Origin of the sequence: Methylobacterium brachiatum (assembly GCF_900113845.1) — a bacterium.
Lineage (GTDB): Bacteria > Pseudomonadota > Alphaproteobacteria > Rhizobiales > Beijerinckiaceae > Methylobacterium > Methylobacterium brachiatum.
On sequence record NZ_FOQW01000004.1, the window covers coordinates 242,812 to 262,521 of the forward strand.

19 protein-coding genes are annotated in these 19,710 nt (G+C 68.5%); 2 read left to right on the plus strand and 17 right to left on the minus strand.

The genetic code is table 11. From position 1 onward, the window contains the following. Window positions 1-59: 59 nt before the first annotated feature. Window positions 60-449: a hypothetical protein gene (locus BMZ47_RS05425; RefSeq protein ID WP_244536734.1), complete on the minus strand. Its 390-nt coding sequence runs from the start codon at window positions 447-449 to the stop codon at window positions 60-62. Between the two features lie 427 nt (window positions 450-876). Between BMZ47_RS05425 and BMZ47_RS05430 the strand changes: the two genes are divergently transcribed. Beyond that, window positions 877-1,536 carry a hypothetical protein gene (locus tag BMZ47_RS05430; protein ID WP_091859490.1) on the plus strand — a complete coding sequence of 220 codons (660 nt, stop codon included), beginning with the start codon at window positions 877-879 and terminating at the stop codon, window positions 1,534-1,536. Window positions 1,537-1,548: 12 nt separating this feature from the next. On the opposite strand, the gene BMZ47_RS05435 is transcribed toward BMZ47_RS05430, so the two are convergent. The 3 genes from BMZ47_RS05435 to proS form a co-directional block, all read right to left on the minus strand. Beyond that, entirely contained in the window at window positions 1,549-2,262 is a 714-nt protein-coding gene (locus tag BMZ47_RS05435; RefSeq protein ID WP_091859493.1) for an ABC transporter ATP-binding protein, read from the minus strand. A 13-nt stretch (window positions 2,263-2,275) separates the two neighbouring features. Further along, window positions 2,276-3,574 carry a lipoprotein-releasing ABC transporter permease subunit gene (locus BMZ47_RS05440; RefSeq protein WP_007560720.1) on the minus strand — a complete coding sequence of 433 codons (1,299 nt, stop codon included), beginning with the start codon at window positions 3,572-3,574 and terminating at the stop codon, window positions 2,276-2,278. A 231-nt stretch (window positions 3,575-3,805) separates the two neighbouring features. Next, window positions 3,806-5,131, minus strand: coding sequence for a proline--tRNA ligase (gene proS, locus BMZ47_RS05445; protein WP_091859496.1), 1,326 nt, complete (start codon window positions 5,129-5,131; stop codon window positions 3,806-3,808). 658 nt (window positions 5,132-5,789) lie between these two features. Between proS and BMZ47_RS05450 the strand changes: the two genes are divergently transcribed. Continuing rightward, window positions 5,790-5,987, plus strand: coding sequence for a hypothetical protein (locus tag BMZ47_RS05450; protein ID WP_091859499.1), 198 nt, complete (start codon window positions 5,790-5,792; stop codon window positions 5,985-5,987). 29 nt (window positions 5,988-6,016) lie between these two features. Here BMZ47_RS05450 and BMZ47_RS05455 read toward each other — a convergent pair whose 3' ends face one another. From BMZ47_RS05455 to BMZ47_RS05515, 13 genes are all read right to left on the minus strand, one after another. Next, entirely contained in the window at window positions 6,017-6,352 is a 336-nt protein-coding gene (locus BMZ47_RS05455) for a DUF1467 family protein (RefSeq protein WP_091859504.1), read from the minus strand. After that, complete coding sequence (gene mce / locus BMZ47_RS05460; RefSeq protein WP_091859507.1) at window positions 6,349-6,753, minus strand: methylmalonyl-CoA epimerase; 405 nt, start codon at window positions 6,751-6,753, stop codon at window positions 6,349-6,351. Before mce ends, BMZ47_RS05455 begins: the two co-directional genes overlap by 4 nt. 270 nt (window positions 6,754-7,023) lie before the next feature. Continuing rightward, the gene (locus BMZ47_RS05465; RefSeq protein ID WP_007560730.1) at window positions 7,024-8,697 is read right to left on the minus strand and encodes a ribonuclease J; all 1,674 of its coding nucleotides are present in this window, start codon (window positions 8,695-8,697) and stop codon (window positions 7,024-7,026) included. Window positions 8,698-8,713: 16 nt separating this feature from the next. Further along, the gene (locus BMZ47_RS05470) at window positions 8,714-9,517 is read right to left on the minus strand and encodes a biotin--[acetyl-CoA-carboxylase] ligase (RefSeq protein ID WP_091859510.1); all 804 of its coding nucleotides are present in this window, start codon (window positions 9,515-9,517) and stop codon (window positions 8,714-8,716) included. A gap of 49 nt (window positions 9,518-9,566) precedes the next feature. Further along, complete coding sequence (gene nuoN, locus BMZ47_RS05475; RefSeq protein ID WP_007560733.1) at window positions 9,567-11,012, minus strand: NADH-quinone oxidoreductase subunit NuoN; 1,446 nt, start codon at window positions 11,010-11,012, stop codon at window positions 9,567-9,569. Window positions 11,013-11,022: 10 nt separating this feature from the next. After that, window positions 11,023-12,543, minus strand: a complete 1,521-nt coding sequence (locus tag BMZ47_RS05480) for an NADH-quinone oxidoreductase subunit M (protein ID WP_091859513.1) — start codon at window positions 12,541-12,543, stop codon at window positions 11,023-11,025. A 1-nt stretch (window position 12,544) separates the two neighbouring features. Further along, a complete protein-coding gene (nuoL, locus tag BMZ47_RS05485; protein WP_091859516.1) occupies window positions 12,545-14,668 on the minus strand; it encodes an NADH-quinone oxidoreductase subunit L in 2,124 nt (707 codons plus the stop codon). A gap of 98 nt (window positions 14,669-14,766) precedes the next feature. Continuing rightward, window positions 14,767-15,072 (minus strand): NADH-quinone oxidoreductase subunit NuoK, encoded by a 306-nt coding sequence (gene nuoK, locus BMZ47_RS05490; protein ID WP_007560740.1) that lies wholly within the window; start codon window positions 15,070-15,072, stop codon window positions 14,767-14,769. Window positions 15,073-15,094: 22 nt separating this feature from the next. After that, a complete protein-coding gene (locus BMZ47_RS05495) occupies window positions 15,095-15,715 on the minus strand; it encodes an NADH-quinone oxidoreductase subunit J (RefSeq protein ID WP_007560743.1) in 621 nt (206 codons plus the stop codon). Between the two features lie 120 nt (window positions 15,716-15,835). Beyond that, on the minus strand, window positions 15,836-16,324 hold the full coding sequence (gene nuoI / locus BMZ47_RS05500; RefSeq protein ID WP_007560744.1) for an NADH-quinone oxidoreductase subunit NuoI: 489 nt from the start codon (window positions 16,322-16,324) through the stop codon (window positions 15,836-15,838). A 29-nt stretch (window positions 16,325-16,353) separates the two neighbouring features. Continuing rightward, on the minus strand, window positions 16,354-17,376 hold the full coding sequence (gene nuoH, locus BMZ47_RS05505) for an NADH-quinone oxidoreductase subunit NuoH (RefSeq protein WP_007560745.1): 1,023 nt from the start codon (window positions 17,374-17,376) through the stop codon (window positions 16,354-16,356). Window positions 17,377-17,386: 10 nt separating this feature from the next. Beyond that, entirely contained in the window at window positions 17,387-19,468 is a 2,082-nt protein-coding gene (gene nuoG, locus BMZ47_RS05510) for an NADH-quinone oxidoreductase subunit NuoG (protein WP_091859764.1), read from the minus strand. A gap of 10 nt (window positions 19,469-19,478) precedes the next feature. Continuing rightward, complete coding sequence (locus tag BMZ47_RS05515) at window positions 19,479-19,709, minus strand: hypothetical protein (RefSeq protein ID WP_091859518.1); 231 nt, start codon at window positions 19,707-19,709, stop codon at window positions 19,479-19,481. Between the last annotated feature and the right edge of the window lies 1 nt (window position 19,710).

Genomic DNA, 19,710 nt, shown 5'->3' on the forward strand with positions numbered 1-19,710 from the left:
GGTTTCGCCATCGGGGTCGCGTGAGATCGCCCCGGCCGTATCAGCGATACGCTTGGCGATCAGGTGCGCCGGGGCATCCGAAAGGTCCGGATGCTCGGCACCGTCCCTGAGGGGGCGGCGAGCCACGCCCGGCGCTGCTCGATCAGCGCCGTGAGCCGTTCGCGTCGGGCGTTGGGGCGCCTGCAGTCCCAGCCGTCGAGGTCCGTGGGCTCGTAGCTGAGGATCGACGCCACCGCGACGACGACGGTGAGGATGGCCAACGCCGCGAACGGCCAAGCGAGGCCGAGCCCGACCAACGCGGCAATCGCGAGCTTCCCGGCCAACGAACCCACGACCTTGGCCTTCATCAGGACGAAAAGGCTGGTGCCACCCCCTGCCCCGCCGCGCAGGGCGCGGACGACCCGTTTGCGGAAGCGATGCCGTGCGGCCAGGGCCTCCAGGCGGCGCAAGTGCCGGCTGACCCGCGCGATCCCCGAACAGACCGGATCGGGACCGGCGGCGGCATGGGATCGATCCGTCACCGCCTCTCCCGATCCCGGCTCTCGTCCGACCTGCATGCCCCGAGCCTAGCGCGCCCTCCTGCGCGGGTCGATGCCGGCCGAATTTGTCCGCGAGCGGAGACACCTCCGCCCGCCAAACCCGCACGGGGCCCTGCAAAGGCTGACGGATCTCGGCCGGATCTCCGAGACGGACGCCGCTGACGGCCGGCCGGCGAATGAAGACTATGGTCCTGCATCGCTGGACATGTCGCCTGACCGCGCGATGATGCGGCTCACCGTGACTCGCGTGCCGACGCCGGAGGCCGAGCGCTGGGCGCGGGTTTTTTTTCCAGGGTCGTGGTGCGTCGATCCACGATCGTCTCATCGGGAGGTTGCGGTGATCCGCCTGCTGTCGAGTGTCATGGTGCTGGGTCTGGCGCACGGCGCCTACGCCGCGGATGTCATCGTGGATTATCGGGATAGCGGCTTCCGGGATGCCGACCCTTCGGTGCTGCCGGACGAGCGGGTCCGGCTGGTGCGGATCATGGCGGAGGAGGCGCCGAAGGCCCTGCGCATGGAACTGGGCACCGATTTCGTGGTGCTGGGCTCGGCCGCCGGCGCGTTCACGCGGGCGGACGGCCGCGAGCGCGCCTATCTCATCCAGGAGAAGGCGCCTGTGGCCAGCGACCCGTTTCCGGATGCGGCGGCACCGGTCCTCGTCGTGGTCGGCGACGGCATGAAGGCGCGCTTCTTCCGCCTTCCCAAGGACGTCCAGTATCAGCGGCTCGTCGCGGCGGCTGATGTCGATCGCGATGGACGCAGCGAGGTGCTGCTCGAATCCGGCGCCTACAACATGGGCGAGAGCGTCACCGCGCTCACCGTCGTCAAGCTCGACCCCGCCACCGGGCTCGCGACGCCGGGGCAGGTCCTCCGGGATGTGTTCACCGACAGCTGCGAGGGCGGCTCGGGCCGCAAAGCCCGCACGGCCTCGACCCTCTCCCTCGACGCATCGTCGGGAGGTCTCGTCGCGCGCCGCTACCAGCTCAAGTGTCGATGAGGGACGCCGCCCTCACTCCAGCGGCGTGATCAGCCCGTCGCGGATCGTCACCCGGCGGTCCATGCGGGCGGCGAGGTCCAGATTGTGCGTGGCGACCAGGGCCGCGAGGCCCGAGGCCCGCACCAGCGACATCAGCACCGAGAAGACGTGGCCGGCCGTGCCGGGGTCGAGATTGCCGGTGGGCTCGTCGGCGAGCAGCAGCCGCGGGCCGTTGGCCACCGCCCGGGCGATGGCGACGCGCTGCTGCTCGCCGCCCGACAGCTCGGCCGGGCGATGCGGCAGGCGCTCCTTGAGGCCCAGGAAGCTCAGGAGCTCGGTGGCGCGGGCCTTGGCCTCCGCCCGGCCGAGGCCCCGGATCAGCTGCGGCATCACCACGTTCTCGAGCGCCGAGAATTCCGGCAGCAGATGGTGGAACTGGTAGACGAAGCCCATCTCCTCGCGGCGCAGGCGGGTGCGCTCGGCATCCGGCATCGCGGCCGTGGGCCGCCCGCCGATATAGACCTCGCCGCCGTCGGGCCGCTCCAGCAGGCCCGCGAGGTGCAGGAGCGTGGACTTGCCGGCCCCCGAGGGCGCCACCAGGGCCACGAGCTCCCCGGGCCAGATCGCGAGGTCGGCCCCGCGCAGGATCTCCAGGGCCCCTTCGGCCTGCGGGTAGCGCCGCTCGACGCGGGCAAAGAACAGGGCCGGCACCGGCGGAGTGCCGGCGGGCGGGCTTGCATCGCTCATGGGGTGCGGACCGTCAGCCGTAGCGCAGGGCCTGCACCGGATCGAGCCGGGCGGCACGCCAGGAGGGATAGAGCGTCGCCGCGAGCGACAGCAGGAGCGCGGTGATCACCACGGCGGTGATCTCCTTCGGGTTCATCTGGGCCGGGATCTCGGCGAGGAACCGCACGGTCGGATCCCAGGCGCCGGGAAACAGCACATGCTGGATCGGCTTGATGTTCAGGGTGATCAGGACCCCGAGCCCGAGGCCGCTCAGGGTTCCCACCAGGCCGATCAGCGCGCCGTTGATCAGGAACACGCGCATGATCGTGCCCGGGGTCGCCCCCATGGTGCGCAGGATCGCGATGTCGCTCGACTTGTCGCGCACGAGCAGGATCAGGCCCGAGACGATGTTGAGCGTCGCCACCACGACGATCAGGCTGAGGATCAGGAACATCACGTTGCGCTCGACCTCCAGCGCCCCGAAGAAGGTGCGGTTGCGCTGCCGCCAATCGGTGAGCAGCACCGGGCGCTCGGCCGCCATCTCCAGGGGCTCGCGCATCTCGCCGACCTGATCGGGCTTGTCGACGTAGATCTCGATCATGCTGACGTCGCTCTCCCGGTTGAAGAACGCCTGCGCCTCGGTGAGCGGCATGAACACGAAGGTCTGGTCGAACTCGGTCATGCCGACCTCGAACACCGCCTTGACCGCGTAGCTCTTGGTGCGGGGCGCCGTGCCGAAGGGCGTGGACGAGCCCTTCGGCGTCACCAGCGTGATGTTGTCCCCGGCCTGGAGGCCCAGGGAATCCGCGAGCCGCCGGCCGATCAGGACGCCGCTGCCGTCGTCGAACCCCTCCAGGGTGCCGCCCCGGATCGCGCTCGACACCGCGGCGAGCGCGTCGAGATCGGCGGCGCGCACGCCGCGCACGATCACGCCGGAGCCGCCGAACTGCGACGAGGCGAAGGCCTGGCCTTCCACCAGCGGCACCGCGGCGCGCACGCCGGCCACCTTCGAGAGGCGCTCCGACAGGTCGACCCAATCGTTGAACGGCCGGTCGATCGGCGTGGCGAACAGGTGCCCGTTGATGCCGACGATCTTGGAGAGCAGCTCCGCCCGGAACCCGTTCATCACCGAGAGCACGATGATCAGGGTGGCGACGCCGAGCGCGATGCCGAGCACGGAGAAGAACGCGACCACCGAGACGCCGCCGCCCCGGCGACGCGCCCGCAGGTAGCGACCGGCGATGATCCACTCGAACGGCGCGAACGGGGCCGTGCCCTCGCGGAAGGAGGCCGCGAAGCTCCTCACCCGGTCGATCGCCGCTGCTCCCGTCATCGGATTAGCCCTAAGCACCATTGACCGCGCTGTCGCCGCTCCCGCGGCGAAAATGATGCATGAACACGGATTGAAGCAGAATTGCTGCTAGCAATGCTGCCTAGAGCCGTTCCCGATCGTGTTGCAATCGGAAACGGCGCGCAGGCGGTGTCGCGATGCGCTCGCCGGCGCCGAACCGGGATCCGCGTCGGCCGGGAGCGCTCCGGAGCCGCTCGCCCCGCAGCCGAGCGGTCAGACGCGGCGGATGCGGGCCAGCAGGTCGACGGTGGCGAGGCTCTCGCGCTCGCCCCCGGCGCGCCGCTTCAACTCGACCTTGCCGTCGGCCAGGCCCTTCGGCCCGACGATCACCTGCCAGGGCAGGCCGATCAGGTCGGCGGTGGCGAATTTCGCGCCCGGGCGCTCGTCGCGGTCGTCGTAGAGCACGGACAGGCCGGCGGCCTCGAGCTCCGCCTGGATCTGCGCGCAGGCGGTGTCGGTGCCGGCATCGCCGACCTTGAGGTTGATCAGCGCCACGTCGAAGGGCGCCACCGCATCCGGCCAGATGATCCCGGCCCCGTCGTGGCTGGCCTCGACGATCGCGGCCACCAGCCGGCTCGGGCCGATGCCGTAGGAGCCCATATGGACCGGCCGCTCGATCCCGTCCGGCCCGGCGACCTTGGCGCCCATCGGCTCGGAATACTTGGTGCCGAAATAGAAGATGTGCCCGACCTCGATGCCGCGGGCGCTCAGGCGGTTCTCCTCCGGCACCTCCGCGAAGGCCTCCGGCTCGTGGATCTCGTCGGTGGCGGCGTAATGCGAGGTCCAGGCGTCGACGATGCCCTGGAGCGCGGCCACGTCGTCGAAATCCACCGTCTCGGGCGGGGTCTCGAAATCGAGATAGGCCCGGTCGCAGAACACCTCGCTCTCGCCGGTCTTGGCCAGGATGATGAACTCGTGAGACAGGTCGCCGCCGATCGGGCCGGTATCGGCGCGCATCGGGATCGCCCGGAGACCGAGCCCCGCGAAGGTGCGCAGGTAGGCCACGAACATGCGGTTATAGGCGTGGCGCGCCCCGGCCTGATCGAAGTCGAACGAATAGGCGTCCTTCATCAGGAACTCGCGCGAGCGCATCGTGCCGAAGCGCGGCCGCACCTCGTCCCGGAACTTCCACGAGATCTGGTAGAGGTTCTTGGGCAGGTCCTTGTAGGAGCGCACGCTCGCCCGGAAGATCTCCGTGACCATCTCCTCGGCGGTCGGGCCGTAGAGCATCTCGCGGTCGTGCCGGTCCTTCAGGCGCAGCATCTCCTTGCCGTAGGCGTCGTAGCGCCCGGATTCCCGCCACAGCTCGGCTGACTGGACGGTCGGCATCAGGATCTCGATGGCGCCGGAGCGATCCTGCTCCCGGCGGATCACCGCGCAGACGCGCTCCAGCACCCGCAGGCCGAGGGGCAACCAGGCGTAGATCCCGGCCGCCTCCTGACGCACCAGGCCGGCGCGCAGCATCAACCGGTGGGAGACGATCTCGGCTTCCTTGGGCGTCTCGCGCAAGGTCGGCATGAAGTAGCGAGAAAGACGCATGTTTTCCGAGTCTTGGCCTGGATCGGGCCGGGAGGAACCGCGGCGCGAGGGCACACAACACGCCGGGGCCGTAAATTACAAGCACCGTCGGATCACGGCGCGGCCTAATCGGGCCGCGCCGCCACGGGCTGGCCGGCCGGGCCCGATGCCGCAATCGGAATCGATCTGCCCATTTGCCGGCAAGAAAGCGCAGATTTTTCTCGCAGACCCGGTGACAACACGAATTGTTGTTCCTATAAGCGGGGCGTGATGTTTGCGACGCCCGCAAGAGGCGGCGCAGGGTCCGAGTCTCGGGAGGAAAACCGACCGCCACGCAGGCAATGCGTAGGACAATTAAAGGTCGAGCCACTGCAGCTTGAAAAGCAAGGCCTCGGGCCTTGCTTTTTTTGTTGTTGGACATCCTTCGCGGCGGCGCCCCCGATCCTTCGACCGAGGCGCGGGGCCTGAATACGGCGCCAACCAGCTCATCGCCCAAGAGTCTTGCCAGCCGATCAGGGCGCGTTGCCTGCCTGCGGCAATCGGCATGCTGTGAAGAGCGGTGAAAGCGCGAACAAGTCGATGGTTTGTCGACTATTGGACTTTGCCGGCGCAAGCCATTAACCCGCAACACCTTTTTGCGGCGCATGCTGGGGCATGGACCTTACCGGGTGAGCCCGCCATGCATTTTCAGATCCGCCAGGCCGAGCATCTCTGGTCCTGGGTCCTGCTCAACGAAGCCGACGAGACGGTCGCTGAATCGCACCGGACCTTCCCGTCGGCGGCACAGGCCTCCGCGGCCGCCCTCGCCTTCGCCCATCTCGTCTCGCGGGCGGGCAGGTCGCTGACGGTGCGGTCGTCTTCCGGGACGCTGCTGTAAGCCGACCGTCTTTTGTAGGGACCCCTGCCCTACAATCCCGTCAGCGGGAACACCGCCAGAGCGGCCAGGAAAGCGACACCGGCGACCAGCGTCGTCCAGATCGCCTTCTCGCGCAGCCGCGGGGAGGCCGGAGCGCCGAGATCCTGTCCCGGAACCACGTGCCCGGGCCGGGTCTCGGGCTGGTTGCGCAGGGGCAGCACCGCGAAGAGCAGCGTCCACCACACGACGAAGTAGAGCGCGATCGCCCCGCCGATGGTGAGCCGGAACTGGCTCACCCCGACGGACACGAAAGCGGCCACGAGCACGGCCACGGTGACCAGGGTCGCCGGGGTCGAGCGCGTCAGCGTGGTCAGGATCCGGCTCACACCTGCTCCAGCTCGACCAGCGTGCCGAGAAAGTCCTTGGGGTGCAGGAACAGGACCGGCTTGCCATGGGCGCCGATCCGCGGCTCGCCGGCGCCAAGCACCCGGGCGCCCTGCGCCTTCAACCGGTCGCGGGCGGCCAGGATGTCGTCGACCTCGTAGCAGACGTGGTGGATGCCGCCGCCCGGATTGCGCGCCACGAAGGCCTCGATCGGCGAGCCCTCGCCGAGCGGCGCCATCAGCTCGATCTTGCTGTTCGGCAGTTCGACGAACACCACCGTGACGCCGTGCTCGGGCTGCGGCAGCGGTGGCGTGAGCGTGGCGCCCAGCGTGTCGCGATAGACCGCGCAGGCGGCGTCGAGATCCTGCACGGCGATGGCCACGTGATTGAGCCGCCCGATCATTTTTTGATTCCTCCCACCAACGAAGCCCTCTTTCCGAGAGCGTCTTGTTCGGGCTGCGGATCAGCCACTGCGAGCTGACGCCACGTGCCCCCCCCCTCCCATGCGGGAGAGGGTTGGGGTGAGGGATCCTTCCTATCCGGAAGATCCTGCCCCTCACCCTGTCCCTCTCCCGATCGGGAGAGGGGACCTGCGGAGCGTCCGGCTGTCGTCCGACAAGCCAGTGCATCCCACGCCCGAGACACTAGAGCGCCGTCGGGTCGGCAACCAGTGTCACACCTCGACGACCTGCACGTGGCAGGCGGGCTTCTTGCCCCAGACCTCGTTGACGGCCGTGCGCACGGCCCGGTCGACCGTCTTCTCGACGCCCTCCGAGTCCTTGAGCTTGCCGCGCGACATCCCCGACAGGGTGCGCGAGACCGCATCGACCACCGTCTCGATCAGCGGCTCGCCGGAACGGCCGCGGTTGGGCAGGCCGATGATGTCCACCGCCGGATCGCCCAGCACGACGCCGTCCTCGTCGATGGCGATCGCCACCGAGACCAGGCCGGCCTGCATCAGCTTGCGCCGCTCCGGGATCGCCCGGTCCTTCTCGTCGATCAGGACGTTGCCGTCCTTGTACAGGCGGCCGGCCTTCACGTGATCGATGACCTCGGGCTTGCCGGGGCTGAGGCGAACGAGGCTGCCGTTGCGGGCCTTGACCACGTTCTGGACGCCCTGGGCCCGGGCGAAGCGGGCATGCTCGTCGAGGTGCAGCGCCTCGCCGTGGACCGGGATCGCGGTGCCCGGCCGGGTCCACTTGTACATCTCGACCATCTCGTCCCGCCGGGGATGGCCGGAGACGTGGACCAGCTCGGTCCGGTCGGTGATGACCTCGACGCCCTGCTCGACCAGATCGTTGATGATCGACCCGACATCGCGCTCGTTGCCGGGGATCGCCCGCGAGGAGAAGATCACCCGGTCGCCGGCGGCCAGGCTGATATCCGGATGGTCCCGGCGGGAGACCCGGGCCAGAGCCGCCCGCGGCTCGCCCTGCGAGCCGGTGAGCAGGGCCACGACCCGCTCGCGGGGCAGGTTCTTCCAGGAATCCGACCGGCGGAACTCGGGCAGGCCGTCGAGGTAGCCGCACTCGCGCGCCACGTCGATCACCCGGTCCATGGCCCGGCCGACCGCGACGACCTCGCGCCCGCAGGCGGCCGCCGCCTCGGCGACCGCGCGGATGCGGGCAACGTTCGACGCGAAGGTGGTGACCGCGACCCGGTGGGGCGAATCCGCGATCAGGGTCTTGAGGGTTGCGGCAACCTCCTTCTCGCTCGGCGAGAAGCCCTCGCGGACCACGTTGGTCGAGTCGCAGACCAGCGCCAGGATGCCCTCGTCGCCGAGCGCCGTGAACGCCTCCGGCGAGGTGATGTCGCCGGCCACCGGGGTCGGGTCGATCTTCCAGTCGCCGGTATGGACCACCAGGCCCGCGGCGGTGCGGATCGCGATGGCGTTCGACTCGGGGATCGAGTGCGAGACCGGGATGTAGTCGATCTCGAACGGGCCGACGGTGACGCGCCGGCCGGGCTTCACCTCGCGCAGCTCGACCTTCGGGGCGCCGGGCTCGGAAAGGCGGCGCGTCTCCAGCAGGTTCTTGGCGAAGCGCGTCGCGTAGACCGGCACCTTGAGGCGCGGCCACAGCTCCGAGATCGCCCCGATATGGTCCTCGTGCGCGTGGGTGATGAAGATCCCCAGCAGGTCCTTCCGCTTCTCCTCGATGAAGGAGAGATCGGGGAACATCAGGTCGATCCCCGGCATCTGCTCCTCGCCGGCGAAGCCCATGCCGCAATCGACCATGATCCACTTCCGGCCCTTCTCCGGACCGAACCCGTAGAGGGCCGCATTCATCCCGATCTCGCCCACGCCGCCGAGCGGCAGGAAGACCAGCTCCTCCTGTCCCATCACCATCTGTCGTCGTCCAACGTCATGCCGCCGTCGCGGCCGTTCCGAAATGCACCTCGCCCGCCGTCACGGTATGCCGTTTTCCGTCGGGGGCGAGGATCACGAGCCGCCCCCCCTCGTCGATGGTCTCGAACACCCCCCGCAGGATGTGCTCGCCGCTGCGCACCGCGATCTCCGACCCAAGACCCGCGGCCCGCGCGAGCCAATCCTCGCGCAGGTCAGCGAAATTCCGTCCCCGGTCCCAGGTCCGTGCGCGCACGGCCATCCGGTCCGAGAGATGTTCCAGTAGCGCTTCGGCGCCGCCGGCGTAACCCGTCGCGGCCAAGCTCGCGGCCTCGAGCCCCTCCGGCGCCGCCGCGACGTTGACGCCGAAGCCGATCACCGCCGCCCTGCGGCCGCCCGGCAGCGTCTCCGCCTCGAGCAGGAGCCCGGCCAGCTTCCGGCCGTCGAGCAGCACGTCGTTCGGCCATTTCAACCAGAGAGATCGGGCGCCGCGGCCGGTTCGGGTATCCGGCAGGGTGCCGCAGGCCGTCTCCAGCGCCTCGATCAGGGCGAGGCCCGCGACGAAACCGAGTTCGGCGAGGTGACCCGCCGCCACCCCGGCCACCGGCCAGAGGACGCTGGCGGCCAGGTTGCCCGGCAGCGACGCCCAGACGTTGCCGCGCCGACCGCGTCCGGCCTCCTGCCGATGCGTGACCACCCAGAGCGGACCGGTCTCCCCGGCCCGAGCTTGCGCCATGGCCTCCGTATTGGTCGAGCCGAGACTGTCGTGGACGTGCAGGCGGTGGCCCTGGGCGCGCGCCTCGGACCCGAGACGGTAGCTCAAGGCGTTCTTTTCTGATCGCGCCGCAGGCTCATCGGAAGCGAGGCTGGATCTAGAACAGGGACCGGGCTGCCCGGCCGGCGACGCCGACCAGCGGTCCGGGGAGCAGGAAGAACAGCACCACCACGACGCTCGAGAGAGCCAGCACAACGCGCAGGCCCGGGGCCATCGCCTCGTAGGGCTCCTTGGGCTCGTCGAAATACATGATCTTGACCAGCCGCAGGTAGTAGTAGGCGCCGACCACGCTGGTCACCACGCCGATCACCGCCAGCGTCACGAGTCCGGCCTTGATGGCGGCGGCGAAGACGTAGAACTTGGCGAAGAACCCGGCGAGCGGCGGGATGCCGGCCAGCGAGAACATCATCGCGGCGAGGCAGAAGGCCAGCCAGGGATGGGTGCGCGACAGGCCCGACAGGTCGTCGATCGACTCGAACATCACCTCCCGGCGCCGCAGCGACAGGATGATCGCGAAGGTGCCGAGCGTCATCGCCAGGTAGATGATCATGTAGGTGACGAGCCCGCTGATCCCCTCCTCGGAGCCGCAGGCGAGCCCGATCAGCGCGTAGCCGATATTGGCGATCGACGAGTAGGCCATCAGGCGCTTGATCGAGCGCTGGCCGATGGCCGCGAACGAGCCGAGCGCCATCGAGACCACGGCGACGAAGATGAAGATCTGCTGCCAGATCGCCGTCACGTCCGGCATGGCGCCGATGAAGACCCGCACCGTCATGGCGACGGCGGCCATCTTGGGCGCGGTGGCGAAGAAGGCGGTCACCGGGGTCGGCGAGCCCTCGTAGACGTCGGGCGTCCACATATGGAACGGCACCGCCGCCATCTTGAAGCAGACGCCCGCGGCCAGGAACACGATGCCCAGCACGATGCCGAGCCCGGCCGTCTCGTTGAGCGCCGAGACGATCCCGGGGAACGAGACCGTGCCGGTGAAGCCGTAGACCAGGGAGGCGCCGTAGAGCAGCATCCCGGAGGAGAGCGCGCCGAGCACGAAGTACTTCAGGCCGGCCTCGGTGGAGCGGGCGTCGTCCCGGTGGAACGCCGCGATCACGTAGGCGGCCAGCGATTGCAGCTCGAGGCCGAGATAGAGCGCGATCAGGTCGTTGGCCGAGACCATGACCATCATGCCGATGGTGCAGAGCACGATCAGCACCGGGAACTCGAACCGGTCGATATGCTCGCGCTTGAAGAAGTCGTGCGCCAGCAGGATCGTCGCCGCGGAGCCGAGCAGCACCAGCGACTTCATCACCTTGGAGAAGGCGTCCGAGACGAAGGCCCCCGACAGGGTGGTGACCCGGCCGGCGGTCGGCTGCGACAGCACCACGAACAGGGCGAACAGCAGCAGGACGAGGGCGCCGATGCTGACGCTCTCGGCGGAGCGGTCGCCGCGCCAGGCGCCGTAGAGGATCAGGAGCAGCACCCCGACGCCGAGGATCAGCTCGGGCAGGAGCGGGGCCAGCGAGGGCAGGACGGAGTGGACGGTGGGCATCTGTTCCGTCTCAGCGAGCGAGCGGCAGCGCGGCGGCCGCGGTCTGGGTGTTGGCGAGGGCGGCCTTCATGCCGGCCATCAGCGCGTCGGTCGAGGGCGCGAAGACGTCGAGCACAGGGGCCGGATGCACGCCGTAATAGATCGTCAGCACCACCAGCGGTGCCAGGATGATCTTCTCCCGCGTGTCGAGGTCGAGGATGCCCTGGAGGTTGGGCTTCTCCAGCTTGCCGTAGATCACCCTCGCGTAGAGCCACAGGGCGTAGGCCGCCGACAGGATGATGCCGAAGGTCGAGAAGAAGGCGACGTTCGGGTTAGCCTTGAAGGCGCCGAGCATCGACAGGAACTCGCCGACGAAGCCGGAGGTGCCGGGCAGGCCGACATTGGCCATGGTGAACACCATCATGGCCACCGCGTAGAGCGGCATCCGCTTCACCAGGCCGCCATAGGCGGCGATCTCGCGGGTGTGCATCCGGTCGTAGACCACGCCGACGCAGAGGAAGAGCGCCGCCGCCACGATGCCGTGGGAGATCATCAGGAACAGCGCGCCCTGGATGCCCTGCTCGTTGAGGGTGAACAGGCCGAGCGTCACGAAGCCCATATGGGCCACCGACGAGTAGGCGATCAGCTTCTTGATGTCGGTCTGCATCAGCGCGGTGAGCGAGGTGAAGATGATCGCGATCACCGAGAGGGCGAAGACCAGGGGGGCGAAGTCGTGGCTCGCCACCGGCAGCATCGGCAGCGAGATCCGGATGAAGCCGTAGCCGCCCATCTTCAGCAGGATGCCCGCCAGGATCACCGAGCCGGCCGTGGGCGCCTCGACGTGGGCGTCGGGCAGCCAGGTATGGACCGGCCACATCGGCATCTTCACCGCGAAGGAGGCGAAGAAGGCCAGCCACAGCCAGGTCTGCATCCCCACCGGGAAGCGGTACTGGAGCAGAATCGGGATGTCGGTGGTGCCGGCCTGCCAGTACATCGCCATCACGGCGAGCAGCATCAGCACCGAGCCGAGCAGGGTGTAGAGGAAGAACTTGAAGCTGGCGTAGATCCGCCGCGCGCCGCCCCAGATGCCGATGATCAGGAACATCGGGATCAGGCCGGCCTCGAAGAACAGGTAGAACAGCAGCAGGTCGAGGGAGGCGAACACGCCGATCATCGTCGTCTCGAGGACGAGGAAGGCGACGAAGTATTCCTTCACGCGGACGTGGATCGAGGTCCACGACGCGCCGATGCAGAACGGCATCAGGAAGGTGGTGAGCAGGATCAGCGGCATCGAGAAGCCGTCGACGCCCAGCTTGAACCGGATCGTCTCGGCCAGCCACGGATGGCTCTCGACCAGCTGGAAGCTCGCCGACGAGGCGTCGTAGCGGCCCCAGGCCACCAGCGAGAGCAGGAAGGTGACGATCGTGGTGGCGAGCGCCGCCCAGCGGCTGTTGCGCGCCACCGACTCGTCGTCGCCCTTGAGGGTGAGGATGAAGGCCGCCCCGCAGAGCGGGACGATCAACAGGCCGGAGAGGATGCCGAGGCCGAGCATATCAGTGAGCACCCTTGGGCAGGCCGGCCATCAGGTACCAGCTGATCAGGCCAGCGACGCCGATGAGCATGACGAAGGCGTAGTGGTAGACGTAGCCCGTCTGCAGGCGGACCACGCCGCGGGTCACGTCGACGACGCGCGCCGCGATGCCGTTGGGGCCGAGCCCGTCGATGATCTTTCCGTCGCCCTGCTTCCAGAGGAACAGGCCGAAATCCTTGGCCGGACGGACGAAGATCCGGTCGTAGAGCTCGTCGAAGTACCACTTGTTGAGCAGGAACCGGTACAGCGACGGCTGCTGCGCGGCGAGCGCACCGGGCAGTTCCGGACGGCGGATATACATCCAGAAGGCCAGGACGAAGCCGAGGATCAGCATGATCAACGGTGCGTAGGAGACCAGCGCCGGGACCTCGTGGATCTCGTGCATGATGTGGTTCTCGGGGCCGTGCGCCAGGGCATGGCCCCAGAACGCATCCATGCCGGACCCGATGAAGCGGTCGTGGAAGATGATCCCGGCAAACAGCGCGCCGAAGGCGAGGATCGCCAGCGGGATGGTCATCACCAGGGGGCTCTCGTGGGGCGTGTGGTCCCCGTGATGGCCGTGGCCGTGATGATCGTCCGCGACGAGGTCGCTCTTGTGGGCCGGCTCGACGTCGTGGCCGTGATCGTCGTGGGCGACGCCCTCGGTATGGCCCGGGGCGCCGTCGGCCTCGTGGGCCAGGTCGGCAGGAGCGGTGCCTGAATGCGCGACCGCCGGGGCGGCGTGGTGGTCATGCGCCGCGTGGACGCCCCAGCGGGCCGGTCCCTCGAAGGTCATGAAGAACAGGCGCCAGGAATAGAAGGACGTGAAGAACGCCGCCACCACGGTGCACAGGAAGGCGAGCGTGTGGCCGGGCCGGGTCGAGGCGTAGGCGGCCTCGATGATGGCGTCCTTGGAATAGTAGCCGGCCGTGTAGGGGAAGCCGATCAGCGCCAGGGAGCCGATCGCCATCATGGCGCAGGTGAACGGGATGTGGGAGCGCAGGCCGCCCATGTTCCGCATGTCCTGCTCGTGGTGCATCGCGTGGATGACCGAGCCGGCCCCGAGGAACAGCAGCGCCTTGAAGAAGGCGTGGGTGAACAGGTGGAACACCCCGGCCGAGTAGGCGCCGACGCCGAGCGCCACGAACATGTAGCCGAGCTGCGAGCAGGTCGAGTAGGCGATCACCCGCTTGATGTCGTTCTGCACCAGCCCGATCGTGGCCGCGAAGAAGGCCGTGATGCCGCCGATCACCGTGACGACGATCAGCGCGTTCGGCGCCTCCTCGAACAGCGGCGACAGCCGGGCGACCATGAACACGCCGGCGGTCACCATGGTGGCGGCGTGGATCAGCGCGGAGACCGGGGTCGGGCCCTCCATGGCGTCCGGCAGCCAGGTGTGCAGCAGGAACTGCGCCGACTTGCCCATGGCGCCCATGAACAGCAGCAGGCAGGCCAGCGTCAGCGCGTTCCAGTCATGGCCGAGCAGGTGGAAGCTCAGGGTCTTGATCGCGTCGACCTTGGCGAAGATCGCGTCGAACGCCACCGAGCCGGTCAGCACGAAGACCAGGAAGATACCGAGCGAGAAGCCGAAATCGCCGACCCGGTTGACGATGAACGCCTTCATGGCGGCGGCGTTGGCCGAGGGCTTCTCGTACCAGAAGCCGATCAGCAGGTACGAGGCGAGACCCACGCCTTCCCAGCCGAAGAACATCTGCACGAGGTTGTCGGCCGTCACCAGCATCAGCATGGCGAAGGTGAACAGCGACAGGTAGGCGAAGAACCGCGGCCGGTGCGGATCCTCGTGCATGTAGCCGACGGAGTAGAGGTGGACGAGGGTCGAGACCGTGGTCACGACCACGAGCATCACCCGGGTCAGCGCGTCGACCTTGAAGGCCCAGTCGACCGTGAGGTCGCCGGCCGAGAACCAGGACGCGACCTGCACCCGTTCGGCGTGGCCGCCCTCGAGGAACACGCCCCAGGCGATCAGGGCCGTGAAGGCGAGGAACGCCGTGGTGATGTATTCGCAGGCCCGGGCCCCGATATACCGACCGAACAGGCCGGCGATCAGGAAGCCGATGAGCGGGAAGAAGACGATCGCGTGATACATCGCTCTCTTGCAGTCCGTCCTCCGGGCCGACCGCGGGGCGGCGGCATCCGGATTGTCACTCGGGGCCCGTCAACTCAGGGCGCGCGAAAAAGGGCGCCCTAGCCCTTCATCATGCTCACGTCCTCGACCGCGATGGAGCCGCGGTTGCGGAAGAAGACCACGAGGATGGCGAGGCCGATGGCCGATTCGGCGGCCGCGACGGTCAGCACGAACAGGGCGAAGACCTGTCCGGTGATGTCGTTCAGCTGCGTCGAGAAGGCGACCAGGTTGATGTTGACCGCGAGCAGGATCAGCTCGATCGACATCAGGATGACGATGACGTTCTTGCGGTTGATGAAGATCCCGAGCACGCCCAGCGTGAACAGGATCGCCGCGACGGTGAGGTAGTGGCTCAGGCCGATCATCGTTCGAAACCTCCGGCGGGCATCAGACCTCGACACCCTGGCGGGAGGGCACCTTGCGGGTCTCCACCGCCATGCTCTGGGTGCGGGCGTTCTGGACCGAGATGTTCTGGCGCTTGACGCCCGGGCGGTCGCGCAGGGTCAGCACGATCGCGCCGATCATCGCCACCAGCAGGATCAGGCCCGCTAGCTGGAAGAAGTAGGCGTATTCCGTGTAGATCACCCGGCCGAGGGCCTGGGCGTTGGTGACGTTCTCGGCCGCCGCGACGTTGCCCAGCGGCGCCTGCACCAGGCCCGGATCGATCGTCCAGGAGCCGACCACCAGGAGCAGCTCGACCAGGAAGATCGCGCCGATCAGGCCGCCGATCGGCAAGTATTGCTGGAAGCCCTGGCGCAGCTCGGCGAAGTCCACGTCGAGCATCATCACGACGAACAGGAACAACACCGCGACCGCGCCGACATAGACGACGACGAGGATCATCGCCAGGAACTCGGCGCCCATCAGGACGAACAGCCCGGCGGCGTTCACGAAGGCGAGAATCAGGAACAGCACCGAGGCGACGGGATTGCGCGAGGCGATCACCATGAAGCCCGACGCGACCGTGACGCTCGCGAACAGATAGAAGAAGGCGGCTGCTGCGGTCATGCGCTCGTCGGGATCGGCCGCCGAAGCGGCCCCTTCTGCCTTGCGTGGAAACGGGCCGCAGCGGGCGGCCCGTCTATAGAACCCGGTCGGCGGGGGCACAACAGCGCCCCCGTCATGGCCTCACCGGTAAGGCGCATCCATCGCGATGTTGCGCGCGATCTCGCGCTCCCAGCGATCGCCGTTCAGGAGGAGCTTCTGCTTGTCGTAGAGCAGCTCCTCACGGGTCTCGACCGAGAACTCGAAGTTCGGCCCCTCGACGATGGCGTCCACCGGGCAGGCCTCCTGGCACATGCCGCAATAGATGCATTTCACCATGTCGATGTCGTAGCGCGTCGTCCGGCGCGTGCCGTCGTTGCGGCGCGGGCCGGCCTCGATGGTGATGGCCTGGGCCGGGCAGATCGCCTCGCAGAGCTTGCACGCGATGCACCGCTCCTCGCCGTTGGGATAGCGGCGCAGGGCGTGCTCGCCCCGGAAGCGCGGGCCGCGATGGCCCATCTCGAAGGGATAGTTGATCGTCGCCTTCGGCTTGAAGAAGTAGCGCATGCCGAGGATCATCCCCGACACGAACTCCTTCAGCAGCAGGCTCTTTGCGACCTGATCGAGCTTCATGGCCCGGATCTCCGATTCGGCGGGTGGGCTCAGGCGCCCGGCGCGAGGCCGGTCAGCTTGAGCACGAAGGCGACGACGACGACCGAGACCAGCGAGATCGGCAGGAAGACCTTCCAGCCGAGACGCATGAGCTGATCGTAGCGGTAGCGCGGCACGATGGACTTCACCATCGCGAACAGGAAGAACAGGAAGCTGGCCTTCAGGATGAACCAGATCACGCCCGGCACCCAGGTGAACGGCGCGAACGGGATCGGCGACAGCCAGCCGCCCAGGAACAGCACGGTGCCCAGGGCGCACATGCTCATGATGGCGACGTACTCGCCCAGCATGAACAGCAGGTAGGGCGTCGAGGAATACTCGACCATGTAACCGGCCACCAGCTCCGACTCCGCCTCCGGCAGGTCGAAGGGCGGGCGGTTCGTCTCGGCGAGCGCCGAGATGAAGAACACCACGAACATCGGGAACAGCCACAGCCAGTACCAGCCGAACAGGCCGAGGCTGGTGTCCTGCGCCATCACGATGCGCGAGAGGTTCAGCGAGCCGGCGCAGAGCAGCACGCAGATGATCACGAAGCCGAGCGAGACCTCGTAGGAGATCATCTGGGCCGCCGAGCGCAGGGCGCCCAGGAAGGCGTATTTCGAGTTCGATGCCCAGCCGCCCATGATGACGCCGTAGACGCCCAGGCTGGAGATGGCGAAGATGTAGGTGATGCCGACATTGATGTCGGCGATCGCCCAGCCGTCGGCGAGCGGGATCACCGCCCAGCTCGACAGGGCCAGCATCGCGAAGACCAGCGGCGCCAGCAGGTAGATCGCCTTGTTGGCGCCCGCCGGAATCACCGGCTCCTTCAGCACGAACTTCAGAAGGTCGGCGAAGGATTGGAACAGGCCGAACGGCCCGACCACGTTGGGGCCGCGCCGGAGCTGCACCGCCGCCCAGATCTTGCGGTCGGCGAGCAGCGCGTAGGCGATGAAGACGAGCAGCGCTGCGAGCAGCACGAAGCTCTTCAGCACGATCAGGAGCACGGTCCCGAGGATTTCGAGCGGCGTCATCGTCGGATCCCTACTCTGCCGCCGCGAGCGGCTGTGCCTCGGCGGCGCGCTCGCGGGCGAGGCGCGAGCACTCGGCCAGCACCCGCGAGGCGCGGGCGATCGGGTTGGTGAGGTAGAAGTCGGTGACCGGCGAGGCGAAGGCGGGGCCGCCCGTCGCGCCGCCGAGGCCGGCGAGCCGGTCCACGGCCGCCGCGACGTCGCCGGTCTCCACGGTCCCGACCGCCGCGAGATGCGGGTGCGCGGCGTAGAGCGCCCGACGGAGCGCGGTGAGCGAATCGAACGGCAGGCGGTGGCCCAGCACGTCCGACAGGGCGCGCAGGATCGCCCAATCCTCGCGGGCATCCCCCGGCGGGAAGCCGGCGCGGTTGCCCATCTGGACCCGGCCCTCGGTGTTCACCCAGGTGGCGGACTTCTCGGTATAGGCCGCGCCGGGCAGGATCACGTCCGCCCGGGAGGCGCCGCGGTCGCCATGGGTGCCCTGGTAGATCACGAAGGCGCCCGGGGCGACGTCGCGCTCGTCGGCACCGAGATTGAACAGGACGTCGACGCCGCCGGCCTCCAGCATGGCCGGGAAGCCGAGCCCGCCCGCCCCCGGCACGAAGCCGAGATCGAGGGCGCCGACCCGGGCGGCGGCGGTGTGCAGCACGCCGAAGCCGTTCCACTCCGGCAGCACCGCGCCGATTTCCTTGGCGAGGGCCGCGGCCGCCGCCAGGATACCGGGCTCGACATTGGCGCCGACGATGACCAGCGGCGCCTTCGCCTCCTTGAGCACGTCCAGGAAGCTGTGCTCGCCGCGGGCGAGGCCCGCGAGCGATTCGGGGCCGGCGCCGATGTAGTGGCTGGGATAGGTCAGATCGACCGGCTCGCCGATCACCCCGACCGCGAGCGGCGCCATGCGCCAGCGCTTGCGGATGCGGACGTTCAGCAGCGAGGCCTCGGTGCGCGGGTTCGCGCCGACGATCAGGATCGCGTCCGCGGTCTCGATGCCCGGGATGGTCGGGTTGAACAGGTACGAGGCGCGGCCCAGCGCCGGATCGAGCCCGGGCTCGGCCTGGCGGCAATCGAGATTGGGGGTGCCGAGCGCGCGCATCAGCTCGCGCAGGGCGAAGATCTCCTCGACGCCCGCGAGGTCGCCGACCACGGCGCCGATGCGCTTCGGATCGGCGCCCTTCACCTTGGCGGCGATGGCCTGGAACGCCTCACCCCAGGAGGCCGGCCGCAGCCGTCCGTTCTCGCGCAGGTACGGCCGGTCGAGGCGCTGCATCCGCAGCCCGTCGACATGGTAGCGGGTCTTGTCGGAGATCCACTCCTCGTTGATCTCCTCGCTGACCCGCGGCTCGATCTGCATCACCTCGCGGCCGCGGGTGTCAACGCGGATCGACGAGCCGACCGCGTCCATCACGTCGACCGATTCGGTCTTGTTCAGCTCCCAGGGCCGGACGTTGTAGCTCTGCGGCCGGTGCACCAGGGCGCCCACCGGGCAGAGGTCGGCGACGTTGCCCTGAAGCTCCGACGCCATCGACTGCTCGAGATAGCTGGTGATCTCCATGTCCTCGCCGCGGCCGATGGCGCCGAGGTCGGGCACGCCCGCCACCTCTGCCAGGAAGCGCACGCAGCGGGTGCAGTGGATGCAGCGGTTCATCGCGGTCCGCACCAGCGGGCCGATATGCTTCTCCTCGACCGCGCGCTTGTTCTCCTGGTAGCGGGTCGAATCGACCCCGTAGGCCATGGCCTGATCCTGCAGGTCGCAATGGCCGCCCTGGTCGCAGATCGGGCAATCGAGCGGGTGGTTGATGAGGAGGAACTCCATCACCCCTTCCCGGGCCTTCTTGGTCAGGCCGGAGCGGGTGAGGACCTCCGGCGGCTCGCCGTTCGGGCCGGGCCGGCAATCCTTCACCGCGTAGGCGCAGCTCGCCACGGGCTTGGGCGCGCCCTTCAGCTCCACCAGGCACATCCGGCAATTGCCGGCGATGGACAGGCGCTCGTGGAAGCAGAAGCGCGGGATCTCGGCCCCCGCGGCCTCGCAGGCCTGGAGCAGCGTGTATTCGGCCGGAACCTCGACCTCGGTGCCGTCGACGAGGATTTTTGTCATCGGTGCCATCTCAGTGCGGGGCGTCGGCGAGATCGAGGCGTCGCTCGATCCGTTCGAGGCGCGCCTCGACCCGGTCGATGCGCCGATTGACGCCGGCGATCGACAAATCGACTCTTGCGACGTGCTCTTCCACGGCGGTCATGCGTGTCTTCAGCTCGCGGACATCGTCCGCCAGCCGATCCACCTTCTCGTCGATCCGACGCAGGTAGACGAGCAGCAGGTTGTCGGGCTGGTCCACCATC